25 protein-coding genes and 4 tRNA genes are annotated in these 21907 nt (G+C 45.2%); 16 read left to right on the forward strand and 13 right to left on the reverse strand.

Annotated features, from left to right (window positions below; genetic code table 11):
- Positions 1 to 87: 87 nt before the first annotated feature.
- Genes CWI78_RS00370 through serS form a run of 5 tightly spaced genes read left to right on the forward strand, consistent with a single transcriptional unit; the run spans position 88 to position 6124 of the window.
- Positions 88 to 2490 (forward strand): DNA translocase FtsK, encoded by a 2403-nt coding sequence (locus CWI78_RS00370; protein ID WP_126779161.1) that lies wholly within the window; start codon positions 88 to 90, stop codon positions 2488 to 2490.
- A gap of 3 nt (positions 2491 to 2493) precedes the next feature.
- A complete protein-coding gene (gene lolA / locus CWI78_RS00375) occupies positions 2494 to 3096 on the forward strand; it encodes an outer membrane lipoprotein periplasmic chaperone LolA (protein WP_126779163.1) in 603 nt (200 codons plus the stop codon).
- A gap of 5 nt (positions 3097 to 3101) precedes the next feature.
- Positions 3102 to 4442 (forward strand): replication-associated recombination protein A, encoded by a 1341-nt coding sequence (locus CWI78_RS00380; protein WP_126779165.1) that lies wholly within the window; start codon positions 3102 to 3104, stop codon positions 4440 to 4442.
- Positions 4435 to 4824: a fluoride efflux transporter CrcB gene (crcB, locus tag CWI78_RS00385; RefSeq protein ID WP_126779167.1), complete on the forward strand. Its 390-nt coding sequence runs from the start codon at positions 4435 to 4437 to the stop codon at positions 4822 to 4824. The genes CWI78_RS00380 and crcB overlap by 8 nt, the downstream gene beginning before the upstream one ends.
- 7 nt (positions 4825 to 4831) lie before the next feature.
- On the forward strand, positions 4832 to 6124 hold the full coding sequence (gene serS / locus CWI78_RS00390) for a serine--tRNA ligase (RefSeq protein WP_126779169.1): 1293 nt from the start codon (positions 4832 to 4834) through the stop codon (positions 6122 to 6124).
- A gap of 1 nt (position 6125) precedes the next feature.
- Here the strand turns inward: serS and CWI78_RS00395 are convergent, their stop codons facing one another.
- The 5 genes from CWI78_RS00395 to CWI78_RS00415 form a co-directional block, all read right to left on the reverse strand.
- Entirely contained in the window at positions 6126 to 6455 is a 330-nt protein-coding gene (locus CWI78_RS00395; RefSeq protein ID WP_126779171.1) for a TusE/DsrC/DsvC family sulfur relay protein, read from the reverse strand.
- 9 nt (positions 6456 to 6464) lie between these two features.
- Positions 6465 to 6734, reverse strand: a complete 270-nt coding sequence (locus CWI78_RS00400) for a hypothetical protein (RefSeq protein ID WP_126779173.1) — start codon at positions 6732 to 6734, stop codon at positions 6465 to 6467.
- The gene (locus CWI78_RS00405; RefSeq protein ID WP_126779175.1) at positions 6731 to 7054 is read right to left on the reverse strand and encodes a DsrE family protein; all 324 of its coding nucleotides are present in this window, start codon (positions 7052 to 7054) and stop codon (positions 6731 to 6733) included. Before CWI78_RS00405 ends, CWI78_RS00400 begins: the two co-directional genes overlap by 4 nt.
- Positions 7054 to 7398 carry a sulfurtransferase complex subunit TusD gene (gene tusD / locus CWI78_RS00410; RefSeq protein WP_126779177.1) on the reverse strand — a complete coding sequence of 115 codons (345 nt, stop codon included), beginning with the start codon at positions 7396 to 7398 and terminating at the stop codon, positions 7054 to 7056. Before tusD ends, CWI78_RS00405 begins: the two co-directional genes overlap by 1 nt.
- A 65-nt stretch (positions 7399 to 7463) precedes the next feature.
- On the reverse strand, positions 7464 to 8132 hold the full coding sequence (locus CWI78_RS00415; RefSeq protein ID WP_126779179.1) for a Bax inhibitor-1/YccA family protein: 669 nt from the start codon (positions 8130 to 8132) through the stop codon (positions 7464 to 7466).
- 233 nt (positions 8133 to 8365) lie between these two features.
- On the opposite strand from CWI78_RS00415, the gene CWI78_RS00420 reads away from it, so the two are divergent.
- The 10 genes from CWI78_RS00420 to CWI78_RS00465 all read left to right on the forward strand — a co-directional run bounded on the left by CWI78_RS00420 (position 8366) and on the right by CWI78_RS00465 (position 14507).
- Positions 8366 to 8457: transfer RNA gene (locus tag CWI78_RS00420), tRNA-Ser, on the forward strand.
- A gap of 115 nt (positions 8458 to 8572) precedes the next feature.
- Positions 8573 to 9451: a DUF3667 domain-containing protein gene (locus CWI78_RS00425; protein ID WP_126779181.1), complete on the forward strand. Its 879-nt coding sequence runs from the start codon at positions 8573 to 8575 to the stop codon at positions 9449 to 9451.
- Positions 9452 to 9479: 28 nt separating this feature from the next.
- A complete protein-coding gene (locus CWI78_RS00430) occupies positions 9480 to 10274 on the forward strand; it encodes a thioesterase family protein (protein WP_126779183.1) in 795 nt (264 codons plus the stop codon).
- A gap of 7 nt (positions 10275 to 10281) precedes the next feature.
- Positions 10282 to 10875 (forward strand): DNA-3-methyladenine glycosylase family protein, encoded by a 594-nt coding sequence (locus tag CWI78_RS00435; RefSeq protein WP_126779185.1) that lies wholly within the window; start codon positions 10282 to 10284, stop codon positions 10873 to 10875.
- Between the two features lie 210 nt (positions 10876 to 11085).
- On the forward strand, positions 11086 to 11736 hold the full coding sequence (locus tag CWI78_RS00440; RefSeq protein ID WP_126779187.1) for a LuxR C-terminal-related transcriptional regulator: 651 nt from the start codon (positions 11086 to 11088) through the stop codon (positions 11734 to 11736).
- Positions 11733 to 13571, forward strand: coding sequence for an excinuclease ABC subunit UvrC (gene uvrC / locus CWI78_RS00445; protein WP_126779189.1), 1839 nt, complete (start codon positions 11733 to 11735; stop codon positions 13569 to 13571). The genes CWI78_RS00440 and uvrC overlap by 4 nt, the downstream gene beginning before the upstream one ends.
- 23 nt (positions 13572 to 13594) lie before the next feature.
- On the forward strand, positions 13595 to 14143 hold the full coding sequence (gene pgsA, locus CWI78_RS00450; RefSeq protein ID WP_126779191.1) for a CDP-diacylglycerol--glycerol-3-phosphate 3-phosphatidyltransferase: 549 nt from the start codon (positions 13595 to 13597) through the stop codon (positions 14141 to 14143).
- A gap of 96 nt (positions 14144 to 14239) precedes the next feature.
- Positions 14240 to 14315 (forward strand) — tRNA-Gly (locus CWI78_RS00455).
- A gap of 6 nt (positions 14316 to 14321) precedes the next feature.
- Positions 14322 to 14395: transfer RNA gene (locus tag CWI78_RS00460), tRNA-Cys, on the forward strand.
- Between the two features lie 25 nt (positions 14396 to 14420).
- Positions 14421 to 14507, forward strand: a tRNA-Leu gene (locus tag CWI78_RS00465).
- Positions 14508 to 14582: 75 nt separating this feature from the next.
- Here the strand turns inward: CWI78_RS00465 and CWI78_RS00470 are convergent.
- Genes CWI78_RS00470 through CWI78_RS00480 form a run of 3 tightly spaced genes read right to left on the reverse strand, consistent with a single transcriptional unit; the run spans position 14583 to position 17510 of the window.
- Positions 14583 to 14936, reverse strand: a complete 354-nt coding sequence (locus CWI78_RS00470; protein WP_126779193.1) for a YdbL family probable chaperone protein — start codon at positions 14934 to 14936, stop codon at positions 14583 to 14585.
- An 18-nt stretch (positions 14937 to 14954) separates the two neighbouring features.
- On the reverse strand, positions 14955 to 15140 hold the full coding sequence (locus CWI78_RS00475; RefSeq protein WP_126779195.1) for a YnbE family lipoprotein: 186 nt from the start codon (positions 15138 to 15140) through the stop codon (positions 14955 to 14957).
- Between the two features lie 12 nt (positions 15141 to 15152).
- On the reverse strand, positions 15153 to 17510 hold the full coding sequence (locus tag CWI78_RS00480; protein ID WP_126779197.1) for an intermembrane phospholipid transport YdbH family protein: 2358 nt from the start codon (positions 17508 to 17510) through the stop codon (positions 15153 to 15155).
- A gap of 366 nt (positions 17511 to 17876) precedes the next feature.
- Here CWI78_RS00480 and CWI78_RS00485 point away from each other — a divergent pair, with 366 nt between their 5' ends.
- Positions 17877 to 19187: a TPR end-of-group domain-containing protein gene (locus CWI78_RS00485; RefSeq protein WP_126779199.1), complete on the forward strand. Its 1311-nt coding sequence runs from the start codon at positions 17877 to 17879 to the stop codon at positions 19185 to 19187.
- Here the strand turns inward: CWI78_RS00485 and alkB are convergent, their stop codons facing one another.
- The 5 genes from alkB to CWI78_RS00510 all read right to left on the reverse strand — a co-directional run bounded on the left by alkB (position 19188) and on the right by CWI78_RS00510 (position 21870).
- On the reverse strand, positions 19188 to 19841 hold the full coding sequence (alkB, locus tag CWI78_RS00490; protein ID WP_126779201.1) for a DNA oxidative demethylase AlkB: 654 nt from the start codon (positions 19839 to 19841) through the stop codon (positions 19188 to 19190). It abuts the gene before it with no gap.
- 1 nt (position 19842) lies between these two features.
- Positions 19843 to 20451, reverse strand: a complete 609-nt coding sequence (locus CWI78_RS00495; RefSeq protein ID WP_126779203.1) for a GNAT family N-acetyltransferase — start codon at positions 20449 to 20451, stop codon at positions 19843 to 19845.
- The gene (locus tag CWI78_RS00500) at positions 20444 to 20965 is read right to left on the reverse strand and encodes a cytochrome b/b6 domain-containing protein (protein ID WP_126779205.1); all 522 of its coding nucleotides are present in this window, start codon (positions 20963 to 20965) and stop codon (positions 20444 to 20446) included. The genes CWI78_RS00495 and CWI78_RS00500 overlap by 8 nt, the downstream gene beginning before the upstream one ends.
- Before the next feature lie 20 nt (positions 20966 to 20985).
- Positions 20986 to 21276 (reverse strand): PepSY domain-containing protein, encoded by a 291-nt coding sequence (locus CWI78_RS00505; protein WP_126779207.1) that lies wholly within the window; start codon positions 21274 to 21276, stop codon positions 20986 to 20988.
- 75 nt (positions 21277 to 21351) lie between these two features.
- Complete coding sequence (locus tag CWI78_RS00510) at positions 21352 to 21870, reverse strand: acyloxyacyl hydrolase (protein WP_126779209.1); 519 nt, start codon at positions 21868 to 21870, stop codon at positions 21352 to 21354.
- Positions 21871 to 21907: the final 37 nt, after the last annotated feature.

Genomic DNA, 21907 nt, shown 5'->3' on the forward strand with positions numbered 1-21907 from the left:
GGCTGACATTCGCTACAATCATGCGGATACTAATGCATATAGACTGTGAACAAACAATAATATTAACGAAGGCGCTGCAATAAGATAATGACAGGTGTACAAAGAGTTTTAGAAGCAGGGTTGCTGATAAGTGGTGCGCTAGCCATTTTCATTTTTTTGTCATTGGTGAGCTTCAATCCTGCCGATCCCAGTTGGTCTCAAACCGGCTATGAAGGAAGTATACACAATGCGGGTGGAGCCGTAGGTGCGTGGGTGGCGGATGTGCTTCTGTTCGCTTTTGGTTTTGTTGCCTACCTTATTCCCTTTGGTTTTGTTGGTCTGGGCTACTTACTGTTCCGTAAAACGTATCATTTACTGGAAATGGATTATCTTGCGGTCAGCTTACGTATGATTGGTGCGATGCTTGCGCTGATTGGCGCTTCTGCACTGTCCTCAATTAACTTCGATGATATTTACTACTTTTCAGCCGGCGGTGTTATAGGAAATGTTATTGCCGCATCGCTACTGCCTTATCTGAACTTTGTCGGAACCACATTGTTGCTATTGACGTTCTTTTTTACCGGAGTGACTTTAGTCACCGGTATCAGTTGGTTGCAGGTGGCCGACAAGCTTGGTGAGTGGGTAATAGACGGAGTTCTGTGGTTAATAGAAAAAGCGAATCTACTCTGGCAAAGTCGTGGAAGTTCAGCGCCGGAAGATAATGAATCAGACAGGACTTCATTTGATGAGAATGATTCAGAGCAAGCTCTTGAAGATAAAGAGTCCTCAACGTTAACCCGTGATTTGTTTGGCTCAAGTAAACAAGAGCCTGTTTTAAACTTACCTTCAATTAACGCCGTTGATAGCGAAGGTGAGACGGATAGTGATGTATCGCGCTTTAGTAAACCAACTGCAAAGAAACAAGAAGCGGGCAAGCAGCCTGCAACTGCAGAGGTAAAAGAATCCGCTAAAGCTGAAGACGTGACAGAAGAAAGCAACGACGAAGGTGAATTGCTACCGGCTTTGCCATCGATAGAGCTTTTGGATCGCCCGAATAAAAAAGAACATCCGGTAACTCAAGATGAGCTGGACCAGGTTTCGCGCACGGTTGAAACGGTATTAAAAGATTTTGGCGTGGATGTCCGCGTGGCACACGTAGAGCCTGGCCCTGTCATTACCCGCTTTGAACTGGATTTAGCGCCGGGCGTTAAAGTGTCCAGAATTTCAAATCTGGCAAAGGATATTGCCCGTACCTTATCTGCCGTAGCTGTGCGTGTGGTTGAGGTTATTCCTGGTAAATCCTATGTTGGTCTCGAGCTGCCGAATAAACACCGTGAAATCGTTCAATTGAGCGAAGTGATTAATAGCGACCAGTTTACCAATAGCAGTTCGCCACTGACGATGATTCTGGGGAAAAACATTGCAGGCACGCCGGTAGTGGTCGACTTAGCGAAGATGCCTCATTTGCTTGTCGCCGGTACCACCGGCTCGGGTAAGTCGGTGGGCGTTAATGTGATGATACTCAGCTTGCTGTATAAGAGCACGCCCGAAGACGTGCGCCTTATTATGATTGACCCTAAGATGCTTGAATTATCTGTCTATGAAGGCATTCCGCATTTGTTAACAGAAGTTGTGACTGATATGAAAGATGCGGCCAATGCGTTGCGTTGGTGTGTGGGTGAAATGGAACGTCGCTATAAGTTGATGTCAGCTTTAGGGGTACGGAATCTAAAAGGCTATAACGCCAAGGTGAAAGCTGCTCAAGAAGCGGGGGAGCCGCTTCGGAATCCTATCTGGAAGCCGGGTGATTCTATGGATGAGTTGCCGCCGGTACTCGAGAAGTTGCCAAACATTGTTGTGGTAATTGATGAATTCGCCGACATGATGATGATTGTCGGCAAAAAGGTTGAAGAACTCATTGCTCGTATTGCGCAGAAGGCTCGTGCCGCAGGCATTCATTTAATTTTGGCCACCCAACGTCCGTCGGTCGATGTTATAACGGGCCTGATTAAAGCGAACATTCCAACCCGAATTGCGTTTCAAGTGTCATCTAAGGTTGATTCACGCACCATTTTAGACCAACCGGGAGCGGATCAGCTTTTAGGGCAGGGTGACATGCTTTATTTACCACCGGGAAGCGGTTCGCCGGTTCGGGTACACGGTGCTTTTGTTGATGACCATGAAGTGCACGCCGTGGTTAAAGACTGGAAGAAGCGAGGCCGTCCAAATTACCTGAAAGAAATTTTATCCGGGGACCAGGGCGAAGAAGCTTTGTTACCGGGTGAACAGCAAGAATCAGACGATGCTGAATCGGACCCTTTATACGACGAAGCGGTTGCTTTTGTAACCGAAACACAGCGCGTGTCAGTATCCAGTGTTCAGCGTAAATTCCGAATTGGTTATAATCGTGCGGCGCGAATTGTCGAACAAATGCAAATGAGCGGTGTCGTAAGTAGTGCCGGTAATAACGGTCAACGCGACGTGTTGGCCCCCAGACCCCCAAGGGATTAATTCATGAAAGCAGTTGTATTTGCCATGGTTATGGCCGTTTCTTTTAATGCGTTTGCATCGGGCAATGAATCAGATAAACAAGAGCTGCAAAAATTACTGAAGCAAACTCAAAGCCTCTCAGCCGAGTTCGAGCAACAAGTGAAAGATGAGCAGGGCGAGGTATTGCAAACTCTCAGTGGAACGCTAAAACTAAAACGTCCGGCCAGCCTTTACTGGCATACGAAGACACCGGATGAGAGTGTCATGGTCGCTGACGGAAATAAAGTCTGGTATTACAACCCGTTTGTCGAGCAGGTCACCATTTATGCTCAACAAGACATGGTTGATGACAGTCCTTTATTACTGGTCTTGGATAGCAATGGCAACCAATGGCAGAACTACCGGGTGATCGCTGATAATAATCGTTATTTTGTTGAACATGAAACCAACGGTAGCCAACTTGAGCTTGCGTTTGCAGGCGGAAAATTAACAGAGATAACCTTGGTTCAGGCACAGGGCGAACGCACCGAATTGCTATTGAGCAATGTGGTATTAAATGAAACGATCAGCGACGAGCAGTTTGTTTTTGAAGTGCCTGATGGCGTTGATGTCGACGATCAAAGTTAATTGTTGTGGCAGGCCTGGATTTAGATTTTCAACCCGATTTTAAACCGCTGGCGGCGCGGATGCGTCCCCGGACGGTTGATGAATACGTTGGTCAGCAACATTTACTGGCTCCCGGAAAGCCCTTGCGGGTTGCTGTAGAGCAAGGCCATCTGCACTCGATGATCTTGTGGGGGCCTCCGGGGACGGGTAAAACCACGCTGGCCGAATTAATTGCTGCACAGGCAAATGCTACAGTCAGCCGTATTAGCGCGGTCACCTCCGGTGTTAAAGACATTCGAAAAGCCATTGAAGAAGCAAAGTTACTGGCTCAGCAACAGGGGCGCCGCACCATTTTGTTTGTTGATGAGGTGCACCGTTTCAATAAAAGCCAGCAGGACGCGTTTTTACCTCACATTGAAGATGGCACCATTGTTTTTATCGGTGCGACTACCGAAAACCCAGGTTTTGAACTAAATAACGCTTTGTTGTCGCGTGCGCGCGTCTACCGTTTGCAGACACTGTCTAAAAATGACCTTGAACGGGCTCTGGAGAGCGCGTTAAAGGAGCCAGAACGGGGGCTTGGTCAGCGGGAGTTAAAGCTAGAGGGAGAAGCCAGGGCTAAATTACTGGATCTCGCCGGTGGTGATGCACGCCGCTTATTAAACTATCTTGAAGTGGTTGCTGATTTTGTCGAAAGCAGCAGTCAGCCAATTACACCAGAATTGATCACCGCTGCCATTGGTGAAAAAGCTACGGCTTTTGATCATCAGGGCGACCATTATTACGATGTTTTATCCGCTTTTCATAAGTCTGTCAGAGGTTCGTCTCCTGACGGAGCTTTGTATTGGTACGCGCGCTTATTAACCGGTGGTGGCGATGCCCTGGTTATCGCCCGTCGGTTATTAGCTATAGCCTCAGAAGATATTGGCAATGCGGACCCTCGAGCGTTGCAGCTGGCATTAAACGCCTGGGATACCTATCACCGGGTGGGCCCTGCCGAAGGTGAACGAGCCATAGCTCAGGCTGTTATTTATTGCGCTTGTGCCGCGAAAAGTAATGCGGTTTACAACGCTTTTAAGAGCGCATTGAGAACCGCTAAAGAGCACAGCGATGCACCGGTACCTGAACATTTACGTAACGCCCCAACCAAGGTGCACAAAGCACAAGGCTATGGTGCTGACTACCAATACGCTCATAATTATCCTAACGCTTATGTGCCGGGTGAACGTTACTTACCATCGGAAATAGCCGATACCCAATTTTATACCCCGGAGCCACGCGGGCTGGAAATAAAGTTGCAGGAAAAGCTTCGTTGGCTGCAAGATATGGATTCAAAGTCTGATTGGCACAGGGAGCCCGATGAATAATCTTCTTCTTCATTTTTTTTGTGTAGCAGCGGGCGGCGCTATTGGCGCTTCCGGTCGTTTCGCTATTGGACTGGCAATGCAATCATTTGGGCTTCGGGCATTCCCTTTTGCGACGCTGACCGTTAACATATTAGGCTCTTTTTTTCTGGGCTTGTTACTGGCTTATGCGCAGCAACAGTCACTTTCGGAAACCACTCGTTTGTTTTTAGGGGTTGGTTTACTCGGCGCTTTTACAACTTTTTCGACATTTTCTGTTGAGGTTGTTGCTTTAGCCAGTCAGGGCGAACTGTTTAAAGCCGCACTGCACGTAGGCTTAAACGTAATTATTTGTATTGCTGCTGTGGTAGCCGCAATGATGTTGTACTCAACAACGGTTAAATAGGACACTCATGCTAGACGCAAAATACTTCCGAGAGGAATTAGACCAGACCGCAAAAAAGCTAGCCACGCGAGGCTTTGACTTAGACGTTGCCAAATTACAAAAGCTGGAAGAGCAGCGTAAAGAGATGCAGGTGCGCACTGAGCAGTTGCAGGCAGAGCGTAACAGTCGCTCAAAAGCCATCGGCAAGGCAAAAGCTTCAGGCGAAGACATACAGCCTTTGTTGGACGCGGTAAGCGATTTAGGTGAGCAACTGGATAACGCTAAAGAAGAATTGAAAGTTATTCAGCAAGAACTCAACGACATTATTATGGGCGTTCCCAACTTGCCGGCAGATGACGTTCCGGAAGGTGCAGATGAAGACGAAAATCAGGAAGTTCTGACCTGGGGCAAACCAAAAGCGTTCGATTTTGACGTAAAAGATCACGTTGATTTAGGTGAAGCTTTAGCGAAAGGAATGGACTTTGAAGCTGCTGCTAAACTCACCGGGGCACGCTTTGTGGTCATGCGTGGTGGAATCGCTCGCATGCATAGGGCGCTGACTCAGTTTATGCTGGATTTACACACCGAAGAGCACGGCTACTTAGAGACTTACGTGCCTTATATGGTGAACCAGGATTCATTATACGGTACCGGGCAATTGCCTAAATTCGGTAAGGATTTATTCCATATTGAAGGTGAGTCACAAGACCAGATACCCATGTCGTTAATTCCAACGGCGGAAGTGCCGCTAACGAATTTATACCGTGACGAAATAGCGGACGAAGATGAGTTGCCGCTGAAGTTTGCCGCACATACGCCTTGTTTCCGAAGTGAAGCCGGCTCGCACGGACGCGATACTCGCGGACTTATCCGTCAGCATCAGTTTGATAAAGTTGAACTCGTTTGGCTGGTTAAGCCTGAACAATCGATGGAGGCGCTGGAACAATTAACAGGGCACGCGGAAACCGTGTTGCAGAGACTTGAGTTGCCGTATCGAAAAGTACTTCTTTGTACTGGTGATATGGGCTTTGGGGCAACCAAAACTTATGATTTGGAAGTCTGGTTACCAGCGCAGCAAGCGTACCGTGAAATTAGTTCTTGCTCGAATATGCAGGACTTTCAGGCACGACGTATGCAGGCTCGTTTCCGTCGTAAAGGGGCGAAGAAACCAGAGCTCATGCACACATTAAATGGATCAGGTCTGGCTGTTGGTCGTGCGTTGGTTGCTGTCTTGGAGAACTATCAGCAGGATGACGGCTCAATAGTCGTTCCTGAAGCGCTACGTTCTTATATGGGTGGCGTAGAAGTACTTAAGGTTTAATTTAAATGCATTTAGCCGGTTTGGGCAGGCCCGCAATTCTTGTGGCCTGCTTTGCCGGGCCTTTAGGAAACAGCTTGTACAGATAGCGACTGTTGCCTTTATCTTCTCCGAGCTGTTTTTTCATGGCTTTAACCAGAACCCTCATCGCCGGGCTGGTATCAAATTCACGATAAAAACCCTGCACGAAAGTCACAACTTCCCAGTGTGCCGGAGTCATTTCAATACTTTCCAGCTGCGCAAAGTGAAGTGCCAACTCCTCGCTCCAGTCATCCAGGTTTGCTAGATAGTTGTGTTTGTCGGTTTCGTATTCCTTACCGTTAAATTTAATCATGCGGTGTTATTACCAGGTCATTTGTTGTTGGAAGCTAAGCACCAGCTCAACCCATTGCTCGTCAGATTTTAACACGACGTAGTCCGGCGGTGCAGTATCAAGAGTAGCAACTTCCTGCTCACGCGCATAAACAGGTAATTCAACCGGTGACTCAGGCGGCAGTTGATTAAGTGCTACGCCGGACATTAGCAACGCATCAGTTTCATCCAACAGATGGCTATGCTGTTCCAGCCAAGATGGTAAAGGCGTATTTCTTAACCAGTGCAAAGTAGAGGTCATGAGAATTGTAATACCTCGTCAAATTGGTTTAGATGGTGCTTTAATTGTTGCGGGGAAACTATAACCGTATCGATGTTTGCCGGCAGGGCAGTTGTATCAGTTATGTTTGTCGAACTTATTGCTATAGGTTCTGCATCCAGTAATTCCAGCATTGCGTAACGTTTTGATGGTTGATTCAGTAATGATTTTACAGCCTCGTCGGACAGTATTAATTGAACCGGGTAATCAAAGCTGGCTAATGCTAAAGCAATATCCAGTGCTTCGGTTGCTGAGTCACGCGCTGCACTGCATTGTAAAATTGCAATTCTTTTCATGGTCATTAAAATTGTAAAGTCCGATCGCTGTTAGCCATAGCCGTTGCCAGAGCAGTTAGGCCTGAGGCTTCAAAACTGGGGTGAAATTTTTCCATTCCCTTGCGTTCAGCTACCGTATGACAGACAACCAGAGGAACCTGGTTGTGCTGGCTAAATGCATCCCACCGCGTAATCAAGTCTTCATTTTCTGTTGGTGCAGGAAATGTCGCATGATTTACTGATTCCCGATAAAAAAACACACAGGTTATGGTGTGGCCGGTTGCTATAGCCGCTTTTGCAAACGCCAGAGCATCCATAGATTGGGCATGCTCTTTAACTGAGCTTTGAAGGATAAGGGTAAGTTTAGCCATAAGCCATCCGTTCATACAAAAACGCCCCGCATTGCGGGGCGCCTATTACGATATTACCGAAGCGATTACTCGTCGCCGCCAAATGCCATTAGCAAGTGTAGCAAGCTAAGGAATAAGTTATAAATTGAGACATACAAGGTTACTGTCGCGAGAATGTAGTTACGCTCGCCACCGTTAATGATGTCGCTGGTCTGCCACATAATCAGCATCGCCATTAATGGAATCATAATAGCTGAGATTGCAAGTTGTAACGCCGGCAACTGGAAGAACAGGTTAGCCAACATTGCTACAAAGACCATGATAATACCAGCAGTAACCAGACCGCCCAGCTTAGACATGTCTTTTTTCGTGGTTAAGACATAAGCTGAGGTTGCAAAGAAGGTTAAAGCTGTACCGCCTAACGCAGTAGCAACCATCTCGCCACCACCAGGCATTGATAATGCCATGTTAAGGATAGGGCCAAGGGTGTAACCTAAAAAGCCTGTTAGAGCGAAGGTTAGTACAATGCCCATGCCGCTGTCTTTGGTTTTGTGAATACCAAAAAGTAAGCCAAAATAAGCAACTAAAGTGATGATGAAACCCGGATAGGGCAAGTTCATCATAGTGCTGATAGTAGCAACAATAGCACTAAAGGCTAATGTCATTGCCAATAAAGTGTAGGTGTTGCGTAATACCTTATTAACGGCCAGCGTCGATTCGTTCTGACCGACATAAGTCTGACTGCGATTGTTCATAGATTTCTCCGTGTTGAACTTACTGTCTGTTAAGACGGTTTTTTATTTAAAAAGTTTCCTTAATACTACAGCATAAGTGGGGACATATGGCAGTGATTTCCAGTAAAATTTGTACAGGTTGTCTAATAAACGCCCAAACGGACACTTTGTTCGAATTTTTACTTTACAAGCGTATCTTAGGTCTTTAATATTCGCATCGTTCTCAACGACGCAGTTGAAGAGAGAAAAAACTCGGAGAGGTGGCAGAGCTCGGTTTAATGCACCTGACTTGAAATCAGGCGTGGGTTCATACCCACCGGGGGTTCGAATCCCTCCCTCTCCGCCAAATTTAGAAAAAAGCCCCGTTCATTTGATCGGGGCTTTTTTTGTGCCTGAAACTATTGTTTGCTGATAGCGCAATTTTATCCCCCTTGCTATATTAGGCAGAAATGGAATTTGCCATGGAAACCACACTCAACCATTGTAAGAACTGTAATACACCACTGACCGGTGAATACTGCCATCAATGCGGCCAGCAAGATAAACAAAGCGTCCGCAGCGTTTTTGCGGTTGTAGGTGATCTCTTTGGCGAGTTAGGGCATTGGGATTCGCGCTTTTACCGTACGCTCAGCGGGTTGTTTCTAAAGCCCGGCTTTCTTTCTTCGGAATTTGTTATGGGTCGCCACGCCTCGTACGTTCCTCCGCTCAGACTGTACTTTTTTATCTCCCTGATATCTTTTATGGTGCTGACCTCGTTGATTCGTATTGATTTTGAACAAACCGCAGAGAACCGTGCGCAAGGTAATAGTCAAATAAATTCTTCGTTTGAGTTTCAAGATACTGATCTTACCTGGCTGGATGAAGAGCAAAAAACAGAACTAGAAGTAAAACTTCATCATTTGCAGAAAAATCCCGATCAGTTTGTACAAAAGCTGATCTCAATGACGCCACAGATGATGCTGTTAATGTTGCCTTTTTGGGCATTGTATTTAAAAGCTTTGTATTTATTCACGCACCGTTACTATTTAGAACACCTCACAGTAGCGCTTCATACTCATGCCTTTATATTACTCTCTCTCATGCTACTCACCTTACTGGAGAGTACACTCGATAAGGTCTCTCAAAGCCTGGAGTGGCAATGGTTAACCTCATTTGGTGATCTGCTGGAATACATGCTTTTTGGCTGGGGCATTATTTATCTAATACTCACGCAAAAACGTTTTTATCAACAAAGCTGGCCAATGACTTTGTTCAAGTTTTGCTGGTGTTTTTTAGGGTATCTATTTTTATTACTGGGTTCTTTTGTATTGATGGTAATAATTGGTATTCTTAACGCTTAAATTAAACAGCCGTTTGAATAGGAAATGTATGAGCTTCCACAACACAATAGAACAGATTACCAGCGAGAAGAATAATCAAGTCATTGAATTGCCTTCAGGCTGGGCTCAGGGCCGCGCTTTTTTCGGTGGTTTCAGTGCCGCGTTAGCTGCTCAGTTCTTACTAAAGCAATTTCCGGTTGAATACCATCTTCGTTCCATGAGTATTTCCTTTGTTGCGCCGGCAGAACCCGGTGAAGCTCAGTTGAATTATCGCGTTTTGCGAGAGGGCAAATCGGTTATTCAGGTGGCTGTGGAGTTATTACAGCAGGGGAACGTGATGTTGTCATGTCTTGCAAGCCTGGGCAAAGCTCGAGACTCTAAGGTGAAGGTTGAAGGTGAAACACCACCGGATCTAAAAACCATTAATGATGGGCCGGGCTTACCGGAAGCGGATATTGTTCCGGAGTTTGCTAAAAATTTCGATTATCGTATTACGTCGGGAGGCATGCCATTTAGTGGCCAACCGGGACGTACCTTTGGTGGCTGGATTCGTTTTCGTAAAGAGCAACAACCGCTCACAACAGCTGCTATTTTGGCGTTGGTGGATGCCTGGCCCCCTGCGGTACTGCCTCACCTGGACAGTCCAGCACCTGCGTCGTCATTAACCTGGACGATTGAGTTTCCGGACATTACGTTAGGGAACATTAATAGTCATGACTGGTTCCAGTACGAAGCCTTTATTGAACAGGCTGAGCATGGCTATGGTCATAGTAGAGCAGGATTGTGGACTGAACAGGGAGAGTTATTAGCAATCAGTCGACAGACCTTTACGGTATTTGCATAATAGGAACATGAAAACAACGCCTGAAGTCGTCAGACAACATCTTATCGATACGCAACCTGGTATCGATTTGCTGTTGTTGCAGTTACCAAAAAGGGGACTATTAATCCCCTCAGAAACTCCAGTTATTGACGCATTACCACGAATCATTATTCGTCAAATGCTATCCTTAAAAGCTTCCGCCAAAATTATCGAAAGAGCGGAACAAAAAGCAAAAGCGTTGGAAGTTGGTTGTATTGCCTACCTCCCCGCAGAGGAGTTGCTGAGCTGCGGTGTGAGTCGTTCCAAGGCTGGGGCAATTCACAGCGTTGCGCAGTGTCATCGTATGCAGCCCGATAGAGTAGCAGCATGGTCGACTATGTCCTCGACTGAACTTGTTAGAGATGTTACCCGTTTGAAAGGCATCGGTCCCTGGACTGCGTCGATTTTAGCGATGTTCCATTTTGCTCATGAGGATCTCTTTCCTATTCAGGATAGTTCACTGCGTAAAGCAATAAGCCTGCTAAAAGATCAGGATATCCTTATTATTCCTGAAAGGGCTCAACCCTACCGAAGTTATCTGGCCTGCTATTTGTGGGATATGCTGGATCAAGCTCGGCTTTGAACGCACACCAAAAATCGTTGTAAAACCTTTGTTAGACGTCATTTTCACATCTTTTGCTTGGCTTTTTCAGAGTTTTTGTAAAGTTCTGTAAAAGGCGCTTGTTATTGTCTTCAAAAGCTCAGAATATTCGCTTCGAATTCGGGCAAAGTGGTACGGATTTAACCTAATCAGGAAGACAAATAAGGTATAAAAAATAAGGAATGTGAACTCATGAACCGTATTATCTTAGCTATCCCAAACCCCATAATTAGCGCCGGCATGGCGGCAGTTTTACAACAACGTTTTAGTGACGAAATACTCACTGTGACCGGTATTGCTGATTTACGACGTGCTTGCTATGAGTATGAAGATGCTGTCGTTGTTCTATGTAGCCAGTTAGGCGGCGCAGCAACCGTAGAACACTGGCGTCGCTTAAAACGCCGGCATTGCGATTTAAAGCTCATTGTCTGGGGACGTAATCAACAGGATATTCTCGACTTTCAGTGTGGTATTAGTGTTGTGGACGGGTACTTACTGGATTCCTGTGATAGTGCAGATTTAGTGCAGGCTATTCGTTCGTTAAAGCAGGGCAACGTTTATGTAGCCGCTCCAGTCGCCGCTTATCTGGCGCAAAACCCTCGTTCGCAGAAGCAGAAAACCATGGTTGATATGCTGAGCGAACGAGAACTGCAGGTTGCTCAGATGCTCAGCCGGGGGATTCGTGTAAGGGAAATTGCACGTCATTTATGTATCAGTAGTAAAACAATTAATACCTTCCGTTATCGGATTTTCTCTAAACTCGGTATCGATGGTGATGTACAATTGTCTCATCTTGCAATTCAGTCAGGTCTTGTCGACTTAATTCAGTTTGAAGGTAGATGACAGAAGGTAATCAACAAAAGCAGTTTGACAGCGACAGTTTTCTTCGTCACTTGACTCATCAGCCCGGCGTATACCGGATGTACGATGAGTCGGGTGATGTGATCTATGTCGGTAAAGCAAAAGACTTAAGGAAACGTGTGTCCAGTTACTTCCGCGATAAAGTAGACCGGATGAAGACGCAGGTGTTAGTTAAGCAAATTGCCTCAATGGATGTCACTGTCACTAATACAGAAGCGGAAGCCTTAATATTAGAAAACTCTTTTATTAAGAAGTACCGGCCACGTTATAACGTACTGTTGCGTGATGATAAATCTTACCCGTATATTATTCTGACCGCGCATGAACATCCTCGACTGGGGTTTCATCGGGGCGCCCGGCGCACTAAAGGCGAATACTTCGGCCCATTTCCTAATGGCTCAGCCGTACGCGAAAGCTTAAACCTTTTACAGAAACTGTTTCCAATTCGTCAGTGCGATGACACTTATTACAGGGCACGAACCCGACCTTGCCTGCAGCATCAATTGAAACGCTGCCTTGCGCCTTGCGTTAATGTTTGCACTGATGAAGAGTACGGTGAACAAGTGGCCCTGGCGCGACAGTTCCTGCAAGGTAAGAACCAACAGGTTATTGATGAGTTGATGGCAAAAATGGAGCAGGCTAGTGAGAACCTTGACTTTGAAAGGGCGGCTAGATTTCGTGACCAGATTGCGGCGTTGAGAAAAACCCAGGAACGCAATTCGGTTACCGGGAGCCAACAAGAGTTAGATGTTATTGGTTTAGCCCGCGGCAACGGCATGACCACAGTACAAATGCTATTTATCAGAGATAACCATTTGCAGGGAAGCCGTAGTTACTTTCCTAAGGTTCCAACGGATACTCCGGATGATGAAGTGCTCAGAGCTTTTTTGCTGCAGTTCTATTTGTCGGATACGACCGGGAGGAAAATTCCAAGAGAAGTCGTGCTTCCTGTCGATATAAAACCTGACAACGTTTTAGCGGAAGTAATGAGTGACGCTTTGTCACAGCCAGTCAAGTTGCAAAGCTCGGTGCGTGGAGATAAGCGTCAATATCAGTCACTTGCCCAAAAAAATGCGGTTAATGCGTTAGAAAGTCGACTGAACCAACAAAGTACAATGAACCGCCGTACTCAGGCATTACAGCAGGTATTAGATTTTGGCGTGCCCATACAGCGCATGGAGTGCTTCGATATTAGCCACACCATGGGGCAGCAAACGGTGGCTTCTTGCGTTGTGTTCGATCAAAACGGCCCTAAAAAATCCGATTATCGACGTTACAACATCACGGGTATTACACCGGGTGATGACTATGCCGCTATGTCAAAGGCGCTGGCTAAGCGTTATGATAATGCGAAGGAACAAGGCAACCTGCCGGATATTCTATTTATTGATGGCGGTAAAGGGCAACTGGCCCAGGCCGAGAATTATTTCAGTGACTGGGGTAAAGAAGCGCCTGTTTTAATTGGTGTGGCCAAGGGAGAGTCGCGGAAGCCCGGGCTGGAAACTTTGATAATGGCCGGGAGCCATGAAACCATTCCACTGAGTAAAGATGCGAGTGCGCTCCACTTAATTCAACATATACGAGATGAATCGCATCGTTTTGCCATAACCGGGCACCGACAGAAAAGAGCAAAAGTTAAAAAAACATCAACCTTAGAGCAGATTGAAGGGGTAGGTGCAAAGCGCAGACAGGCAATATTAAAAAATCTAGGTGGATTACAAGAGGTAAAAAACGCTAGTATTGAGAAGTTGGCCAGCGTACCGGGTATTAGCCAATCATTGGCAGAGAAAATCTATTACTCATTTCGTGATGAGTAAAAACAATAAGGAATCAGCGGATAATGAAGTGGAATATCCCTAATATTTTGACCAGCTTCCGGATAGCACTTATTCCGGTATTTCTGGTGATTTTCTATTTACCAATGGAAGACGCGCGCTTCTGGGCGGCTTTTATCTTTTGGCTGGCAGCGATAACTGATGCTCTGGATGGTTATATTGCACGTCGATTTAACCAATTTACTAAGTTTGGTGAGTTTCTCGATCCGGTAGCAGATAAAGCGATGGTTGTAGCCGCTTTAGTGGTTATTGTGGAAGATTATAATTCGGCATTCATTACAATTCCTGCACTGACAATGATTTGTCGTGAGCTTATTGTGAGCGCATTGCGTGAATGGATGGCACAAAGCGGTAACAGAGCAAAGGTCGCCGTTTCCAGTTTAGGTAAATGGAAAACTGTGGCACAAATGATTGCTTTGATTGGACTGCTTTGGAACGCGAACATCTATATTTACTGGTTATCTATGTTTTTATTCTACGCAGCCTTTGTATTAACGCTTTGGTCAATGTGGGAATATTTGCGCGGCGCCAGCAAGGAATTGACCAGAAAGTAACAGCTTTGCCGTAAATTTGTGCAAACAGTCATAAAATTGATAAAAAGTCATTGACTGAAAACGATTAGACAGTAGAATGCCACGGCAGATGACGGTGCGGGAATAGCTCAGCTGGTAGAGCACAACCTTGCCAAGGTTGGGGTCGCGAGTTCGAATCTCGTTTCCCGCTCCAAATTCTGGCGGGTTGGCAGAATGGCTATGCAGCGGATTGCAAATCCGTGGATCTCGGTTCGACTCCGGGACCCGCCTCCATTATTCGAGAACACTTCAATACAGTGCCCGGGTGGTGGAATTGGTAGACACAAGGGATTTAAAATCCCTCGAAGGTAACTTCGTGCCGGTTCAAGTCCGGCCCCGGGCACCAATTCCGAATTTACAGCAGTACTTCAAAGTCTCTATATACTTTCAAATAAACCTCTTCGGTCAACGAAGAAACCGTTTAAGGCTTCTTCTGCCATTGTCCGTCGACATTGATATAGAGCCCTGACTTCGTCATTTCAATAGCGCGTTTTCCGGCTACTAACTCCACATCGGCTACGGCAATGTCATTTTCGTCAGCAATTCGCGTGTACTCTGTACGGCGGGCCTCGTTAATTTTTTTGACAATTTGTTCGGCAACTTCTGTCGATTCTACGACTCCCAGGTAGCCGTCGGTTTTCTCGCCCACCAGGCCTTTTTCTTTAGCTTCACTTAATTGTGCCTTTGCTTGCTGCAAATCTAACTGTTGTGCTTGCGCCAGCGGGCTTGATAAGCCAATAAATGTAATTAAAAGTAGTGTCAGTATATATTTCATGATTGCAGTCCTTTGTCGTTAAAATAAGCCACTGGATTCAGAAATGACATCGTCGAGCGCTTTATCAACTTTGACATAAATTTGGTGTTCAATTTTGACGTTCAGGTTGATGGTAATAGGCTCTTTAGGCGCCGCTACCTGAACCGTCGGCGTGCACCCTAAAATAGCTAAGGGTATGCTTAGTAATAGAATAAGTCGCTTCATATCATCCCCTGATTAATTGATTTTTTGTTGTACTCGCTTACGAATGGCTTCGTTCAAGCTGTTGCTCAGTGTCAGTCCTTTCATCAATGCGGGTAAGTCTTCTTCTAAATTTACGTTAAGTTCAACCGGGCGTCCATTTTCGACCTCAGGATTTGATCCCTTTAACTGCACAGCTAAATACAGTTTACCGTTTTGATCGTAGTCAACCACCGTGGACAGCTGTTGATAATAAAAGTTGCTAAGAACACCAGCCAGAGTCTTCAAACTGGGGTTATTACCCGCTGCTGATACTAACGCAGACGAATCTACCTGCAAATGACCGCCGGGAGAAAGAGCCCCTAAATAGCCTTGCTCAACGGTGAACTGTTTAGAGTCCCAGTGGACAGGTATGGTTCCGGAGACATCACCGTCTATCGAAATTTTGTTGCTAGGATACTGACGCATCAGTTCGCCAAGCGAAATTCTTTCAAATACAACGGGCAGTGCAAAGTTGCCGGCCAATGAATAGCGTTGATTAGGAATACTGATACTGCCGCCAAGACCCTTAATAGTATGACTGGTCAAATCAAGCGTTGACTGCCTGGGATGCTGGAAGGGTAGTTGTAAATCAAACTCAGCATTAACCGGGCCAAATGCGAATCCTTGTTGCAGGCTACTAATGTGAAGTTGTGCATGACTGATATTGAGCTGCTCGTTATTGGCACTGAATTTAAACTCAAGGTGACTATCGACTGCGGATAAGGTATCCGCAACCCAGTCGCTTTGCCGAATCTCCACTTGGCCGTCATCAAGCTGCCAGTGGTCATCCGCCCATAAATAACTGACGTTAGTTTGACCGCTGACTGTTGCCTTACTGATAACAAACTGAGGTGCGAATTGCTTGAGTAACGCATCCAGTTGCGGAGTTTGTTTCCAGTCAACGTCGTGAATCTTAATCTGACTTTTTAATTGTTTGGGCGTAATTTCGCTATGATGCTGTAGACGAATGTGTTCCCCAAGCAAAAGCTCCCCGTTACCGAAAAGCTCCTGATCTTGATATTGAAACTCACTGTTAAAAGTGGCTTTGATTTGAGGGAATTGTTCGAACTTAAGGGCGTCGGTATGGATATTAAGGCCAAACTCGACAGCAATATTACTGAATTCTGAGTACGGATAATAAAAGTTGGAGAAATCGATATCTGCGGTGGCGTCGTTATTTAAATGGGAGAACTCAATGTGTGTTGGTTCAATACTCTGGAGCTTAGCTGCGTTGCTTGAAAACGAGCCGGAAAGCTTTGCTGTCAGCTTATTAATAATTAGAGCCTGTTCGGTAACGGGCAACTCTATGTTGTTAGCCTGAAGGCTTAAATGGCCTAATTCTACTGAGCTAAACTGCCATTGTTTTTGTTCAACTGACAGCTTTGCTGACAGGTTGAGATTCTCGTTTTTTTTACCTTTTGCAACGGCTTTTACACTAACAGGCCAATGGGCTTTATTCACTGCCTGTTGAACGTTAAGGAATGGCAACCTAAGCTGGTCGTTACTTCTCAACTGCCAAGTTATTGATTCTAATTGTACCGGCAACTCGGATATCTTTTTGGACTTTAGATTGCCAGTTTCACCAGCCAGTTCCAGCGTATAGGAGTCAATAACGCCATGATTCAAGTTGAGCTGAAATTGGCCTGAGGCAGTGGTTGAATGACCCATAACCTTTATTTGGGCGTCTTCATTAACCGACAGCAACAATTGACCCGACAGGGCGGATGTCACGCTCTCAATACTTTTGAGTTCGATATCGGGAGACAAATTGCCTCGCAACCGGGCATTAACGTTGATTTTCTCTGTGCTTACCCTCCTGGAAAATTGCTGCGCCGCAAGTAAATAACTGGCGTCGGCTTTTAGCTGCCCAGAGTGATAGTCATACTCAGCTTGCAACACGTTGCTGTCGTACTGCGCCTTTAGCTCAATACTGCTATCGCTTCGAATTACCTCCAGATAGCTGGTAATGGGTTCATCACTCTCAACTTGCAGCCTTAGCTTATCCTGAGTGAATAATTTAAGAGTTGCGGAAATCTCGTCTGGTAACAATGTCCCTTTTATGTGTAGCGATTTAATATCAATGCGTTCGGGCATTAGGGTGGGCACTTCGATTGAGAGTATCTGCGCTAATTTTAAAGCGGTGGTGGTTTTTTTTGCAGAAGACTGTGGTAACGAGTCGATTGTTACTTCCAGCCGCTTAATAACAATGTGGCTGACTGTTAAGCGTTCGAACTCAATATTCCAACTGATGATACCGAGAGACTTAAGTTGTTGATTCAAATAGGCATAACTCAACAGTCCTACAGCGAAAGCAATGAGCAATATTACAAGCAGTATTCGCCATAGTTTCATTGAGATATCATTCCCTTTGATAAACACCTGACTTCAATTGTAGCCCAACCAATATAACGAGTACCTATACTCGCTTCAAGATGAAAGAGCTGTATAAAAAATAGCCAATTCAAGGGAAAGCGTATACTCTATTGTTATAAAAATAATTGACTCACTTATTTGTGGTTAACTATTACTATAAATTTATATAAAACATGCGCTGACTTCAGGCCTACTCATTAGCTGCCCTGGCTTCTAGTCAGAAATTACTGGCAAAGGTTAAAGTTCTGTAAAGGCTCTTTTCTGGGGTGAGTGACAAAGATAGTCTGAAGGCTGTCTAATAATTCACCAGTAATTGCTTTGAATAACTTGTGACAGGAGCTGACCGTGAGCACGATAACCAATACCGCAGTCAATGTGACACCGGATAGCCCAGCGTTTCTGGGAAGTAGTAATCCGCTGGAAAATGATGCTCAGTATAGTTATTTCTTTAATGGTTGTTTTATCTATTCGTACAACCATATGACAGACCGTTGCGCCTGTCTTTGCGGATTGGATGTAGCCACCACAAAAGTTAAGCCTTACGGGCTGGTCGATAAACAATACGTTGTCATCGGCGATAAACCCTTTCGCTCTGTTACACAAGCTCAGAAAGCCAGAAGCAAGGTGTCTATTACAAATGCTTCTACTGATAGCAACTCTGGTAAGCATCCGGCGCTTCCCACCATTGAGCAACTGTCTCCGATAAAATCGTTAGCTCGGATTGAAGAGTGGTTTAATACCGACTTTGAAGCCAAGTGGGAAGCCTATAGAGAAACCCCTGAATTCTACAATCTGATTCAGTATTACCTGGCGCTTAGCTGTGATGCTTATAAACAAAAAGCGGATACAGCCTTTTTGGACGCGGGCATTGAGTTTTATTTAAGTATGGCGCATTACAGTTGGTTAAATCCGTCTATTTTGCATAATGCCGCCTGCATCTACTGGTTAGCCGGTGAACAGGAATACGCTCTGGACTGCATCGAGTTAGCTTTGAATTTTCGTTATGCCGGCATGGACAGTTTATTAAAAGATGAAGACCTTCAGGGGCTCAGAAAAACTCGGAGATTTCGTCAGTTGGCACGTCGGTATGAATCCCTTAAGCCCAGGTTTAGTTATGTAACACTTGAAGTATTTGAAGTGTTCGAAAATTTTGCTGTGCAACAACCTGAATCTTTTGTCCGCTTCATGCGCAGTCATTTGCTGGCTAGTTTTCGGTTCTACGACATATCGGATTTAAGCGCCCGTATTGACGACAGCGAAGACGAAGAAGAGCGTGAATATTGGCAACGGCTTGCAGCATTTAATAACAGTTATCTCTACAAACATATGTTGGTTGATGAGTCTTTGGATCTGTCAACGGAGCAGGGCAGGACGAACTATCAACGTTTTCAACAGTATCGGCATTATCGAATATTGAACCCTATTGTGTTTGCGAGAGTTTCAGAACAACTCTTTCATCATGCGCATTATTGGGCCAGCAGACACCAGGGTGTTTTTAACGAAAGAGACAGAGCGCTGCTATCGCAAAGTTTTCAGCTATTTGAAGAGTTTAATGTTGCGACAGAAGGCCTGTGCTTTGAAAAGCGCAATGAACTTATAGACAAAGCGAAGAGTTATGATATTCACTATTACATGAGTAATTTAAAGCGCTTCTAATCAACCAGCCTGGCGGATAGTCAGGTTAATTCTGCAGCGTCCAGTAATGGGATGAACATCGTCTTTAAGCTGTTGCACCCCGTGGTACCTAAGCCTGTCATTCCCACCCCAAACTAGAGCATCTGCATGTTGAAGTTGAAACTTTTGGTATTTTTGGGAGCGCTTAAAGCCACCCCATAAAAAGTTAACCGAAAGACCAAAAGAGAATGAAACGATGGGTTTAGTAAAGTCAGTCTCGTCTTTATCCTGATGCAGTCCCATTTTCGCTCCGGGCAAATAGACATTAATAAGGCAGGAGTCAGGGCGAAAGTCATCAAACCCCGCAAGTACTGCGGCTTCTATAGCTTTGTTTCTAACGAGAGAAGGCATTTCGGGCCAGGGCGCCTCTGTCATCGGATCAGTTTTTTGGTATCGATAACCCTGACTATCACTCAGCCAGCCATATTCGCCACAATTACTGCTTTTGACCGACATTTTATGTCCGGCAGGCGTTTGTATGTGTCGTAGGGGAGAGTGCCTTAGCACACCGCGAATATCGCTTAACAGAGCATCATCATCTTCAGCTAAAAACTGGTGAAATAGCGTTGCGTGCTGACTAATATCTGAGCTCAGCGGTTCAGAATCCAAATTGCTAAATAAATCGAGAGAGGTCATGTTATGCCTTTGCTAAAGGTAAGCTCATTAGAAGGCGGTCTTCACCAGGTCCTAAATAGTCTTTCATAGAGTCAGTAGTTTGAAAGCCAACCCCTTCATATAAGCTAACAGCGAACTTATTTTCCGGTGAAACACTCAGCTCAAGGCGCTCATAACGAAGTGACTGGGCTAGCAAAATAGACTGTTGCAGCAATTCTTTACCCAGACCTTGCCCTTGAAAGCCTTTTCCTAAAAGCAGAGACATAAGTGCTAAAGCATTGTCAGGTAGAGGAACCATAAGGCTGTAGCCAGCTACTTTGGCGTCCACCTTTAGCGATAGAAATGTGTCGGACCACTGTTGTAATGCCTGATAGAAAAAGAGAGCAGGGTAGGCCTTGTTTGAGTAAAGCTGTTTCTCCAGAAACGCGATTCTGGCGATGTCATCATAGGTCGCTTTAGCGATGGAAAATTTACTTTCAGTGTTATCCGATGCTGTTAGTGAACCGACACACAAACGACAATCTCTTTCTATGGGAGCTGAGGCTTCAACATAACGCAGCTTATGTGATGCACGTTCACGGTTGCTGGAAACCTGATACACGCGTTCTCTGGATGCTTTTTCCTCACTCATTGCGTTTTACCCGACGTTTGCCCGTTAGCATAGGGCGAATAAGCTCTATTTTACCGAAATAAGCGGTAATAAATACGGCAATAATGTGAATAACTGCAAGCGCGAAAATGATGTTGGCGGATAGGCTATGCAGTGAGGTTAAAAAGCTGTCTCCATAGAGCGCATCGACTTCTTCACGAAGAAAGCCTGTAACAGCCTGAATTAGAAAAAGAGCCAATATAGAAAACACCATCAGGCCCCCGAGTGGATTATGGCCCTGCTCCTGTTTCACTTCTCTTTTTTTTAGTTCATGAAAATGACTCTTTATACCCGAAAATGACGGTATAAAATTCTTAAAGCGCGCATTAGAGGGGCCGATGAACCCCCAGACAATACGGACTAAAACCAGAACTGCTGCTGTGTAACCTACGATTTGATGGACGTTGTTGCCGTGTTCGAGGAAAAAGTAGTTGAGACAAAAGCACAGTACCAATAACCAATGAAAGGTTCTTATAAACTTATCCCAAATGATCATTGGCACTGCCTTTCCTTTGCTTATTCGGTTTCTTGCTTAACGATACTGCCATCTACAGGGTTAAAGTAAATTTCAACTTTTTGTTCGTTCTGGTTAAATCCATAAATTTCATAACAGTTTCCGTCGGTTACTTTAAATTCGTTTATTTCATAACCTTGTTCTTTCAACGAGCTCTGAAATTGCTCCTGATCTAACCAGTTTTCTTTAGGTTCCATTGTGCACTGCGTCATACTTGATTCAGGACTGCCACAAGCTGAAATAAACAATCCAGTGCCTGCAACAGCCGATAATTTAAGAAGTTGCTTTTTCATTTGACCTCCAGTTGAGTAGAACTTAAGCCTAAATGTAGCAACTTAAGCGAAATAACGCTAATTCATTGAAGCAGGTTAAAATGGTAATGCCCAACTTAACCAAAAGAAGTCGAGGCCGTCGTTAGGGCGTTTGATATCAGCGTTTGAGTAGTGGGTATAACCTAAGGCGATACGAGCTTTAGAGTTGTGGCTGTACTGCCACGACAGCGAAACTCTGTCCTCAAACTGAAATTGGGTTGATAAGCGGCGGTTACTTATTTTCGTTTTGTCGAAGTAACTGCCGCCTATGCCGGCCTCAACGAATAACGGTCGTTGGGTTCCTGTTATTTGCCAGGAGAGAATAGGGCTGATAGTTAAAGCGGTTATGTTGTCGGCAGTATTGTCCGAGTCTTGCCAGTGATTTAAAGCCGCTTCGACATGAAGCTTTGGTGAACCTATCCAGGTGGGTAACTCGACCGGGAGGTCTGTTACTCTGTAACCCGCTCTGATGCCCCTTAGCTGGTCAGTTGAGTAAGCTCCGGTAAAATGGATTTCATCGGCTAGAGGCGAAAAGCTTAAAATTATCAGTACAACCAGTGATGTTATACGCCACATATCACTCTCCAATAATAAAAAAGAGCGATATTTTACA

The sequence above is a fragment of the Idiomarina ramblicola genome (genome assembly GCF_003987255.1).
Lineage (GTDB): Bacteria > Pseudomonadota > Gammaproteobacteria > Enterobacterales > Alteromonadaceae > Idiomarina > Idiomarina ramblicola.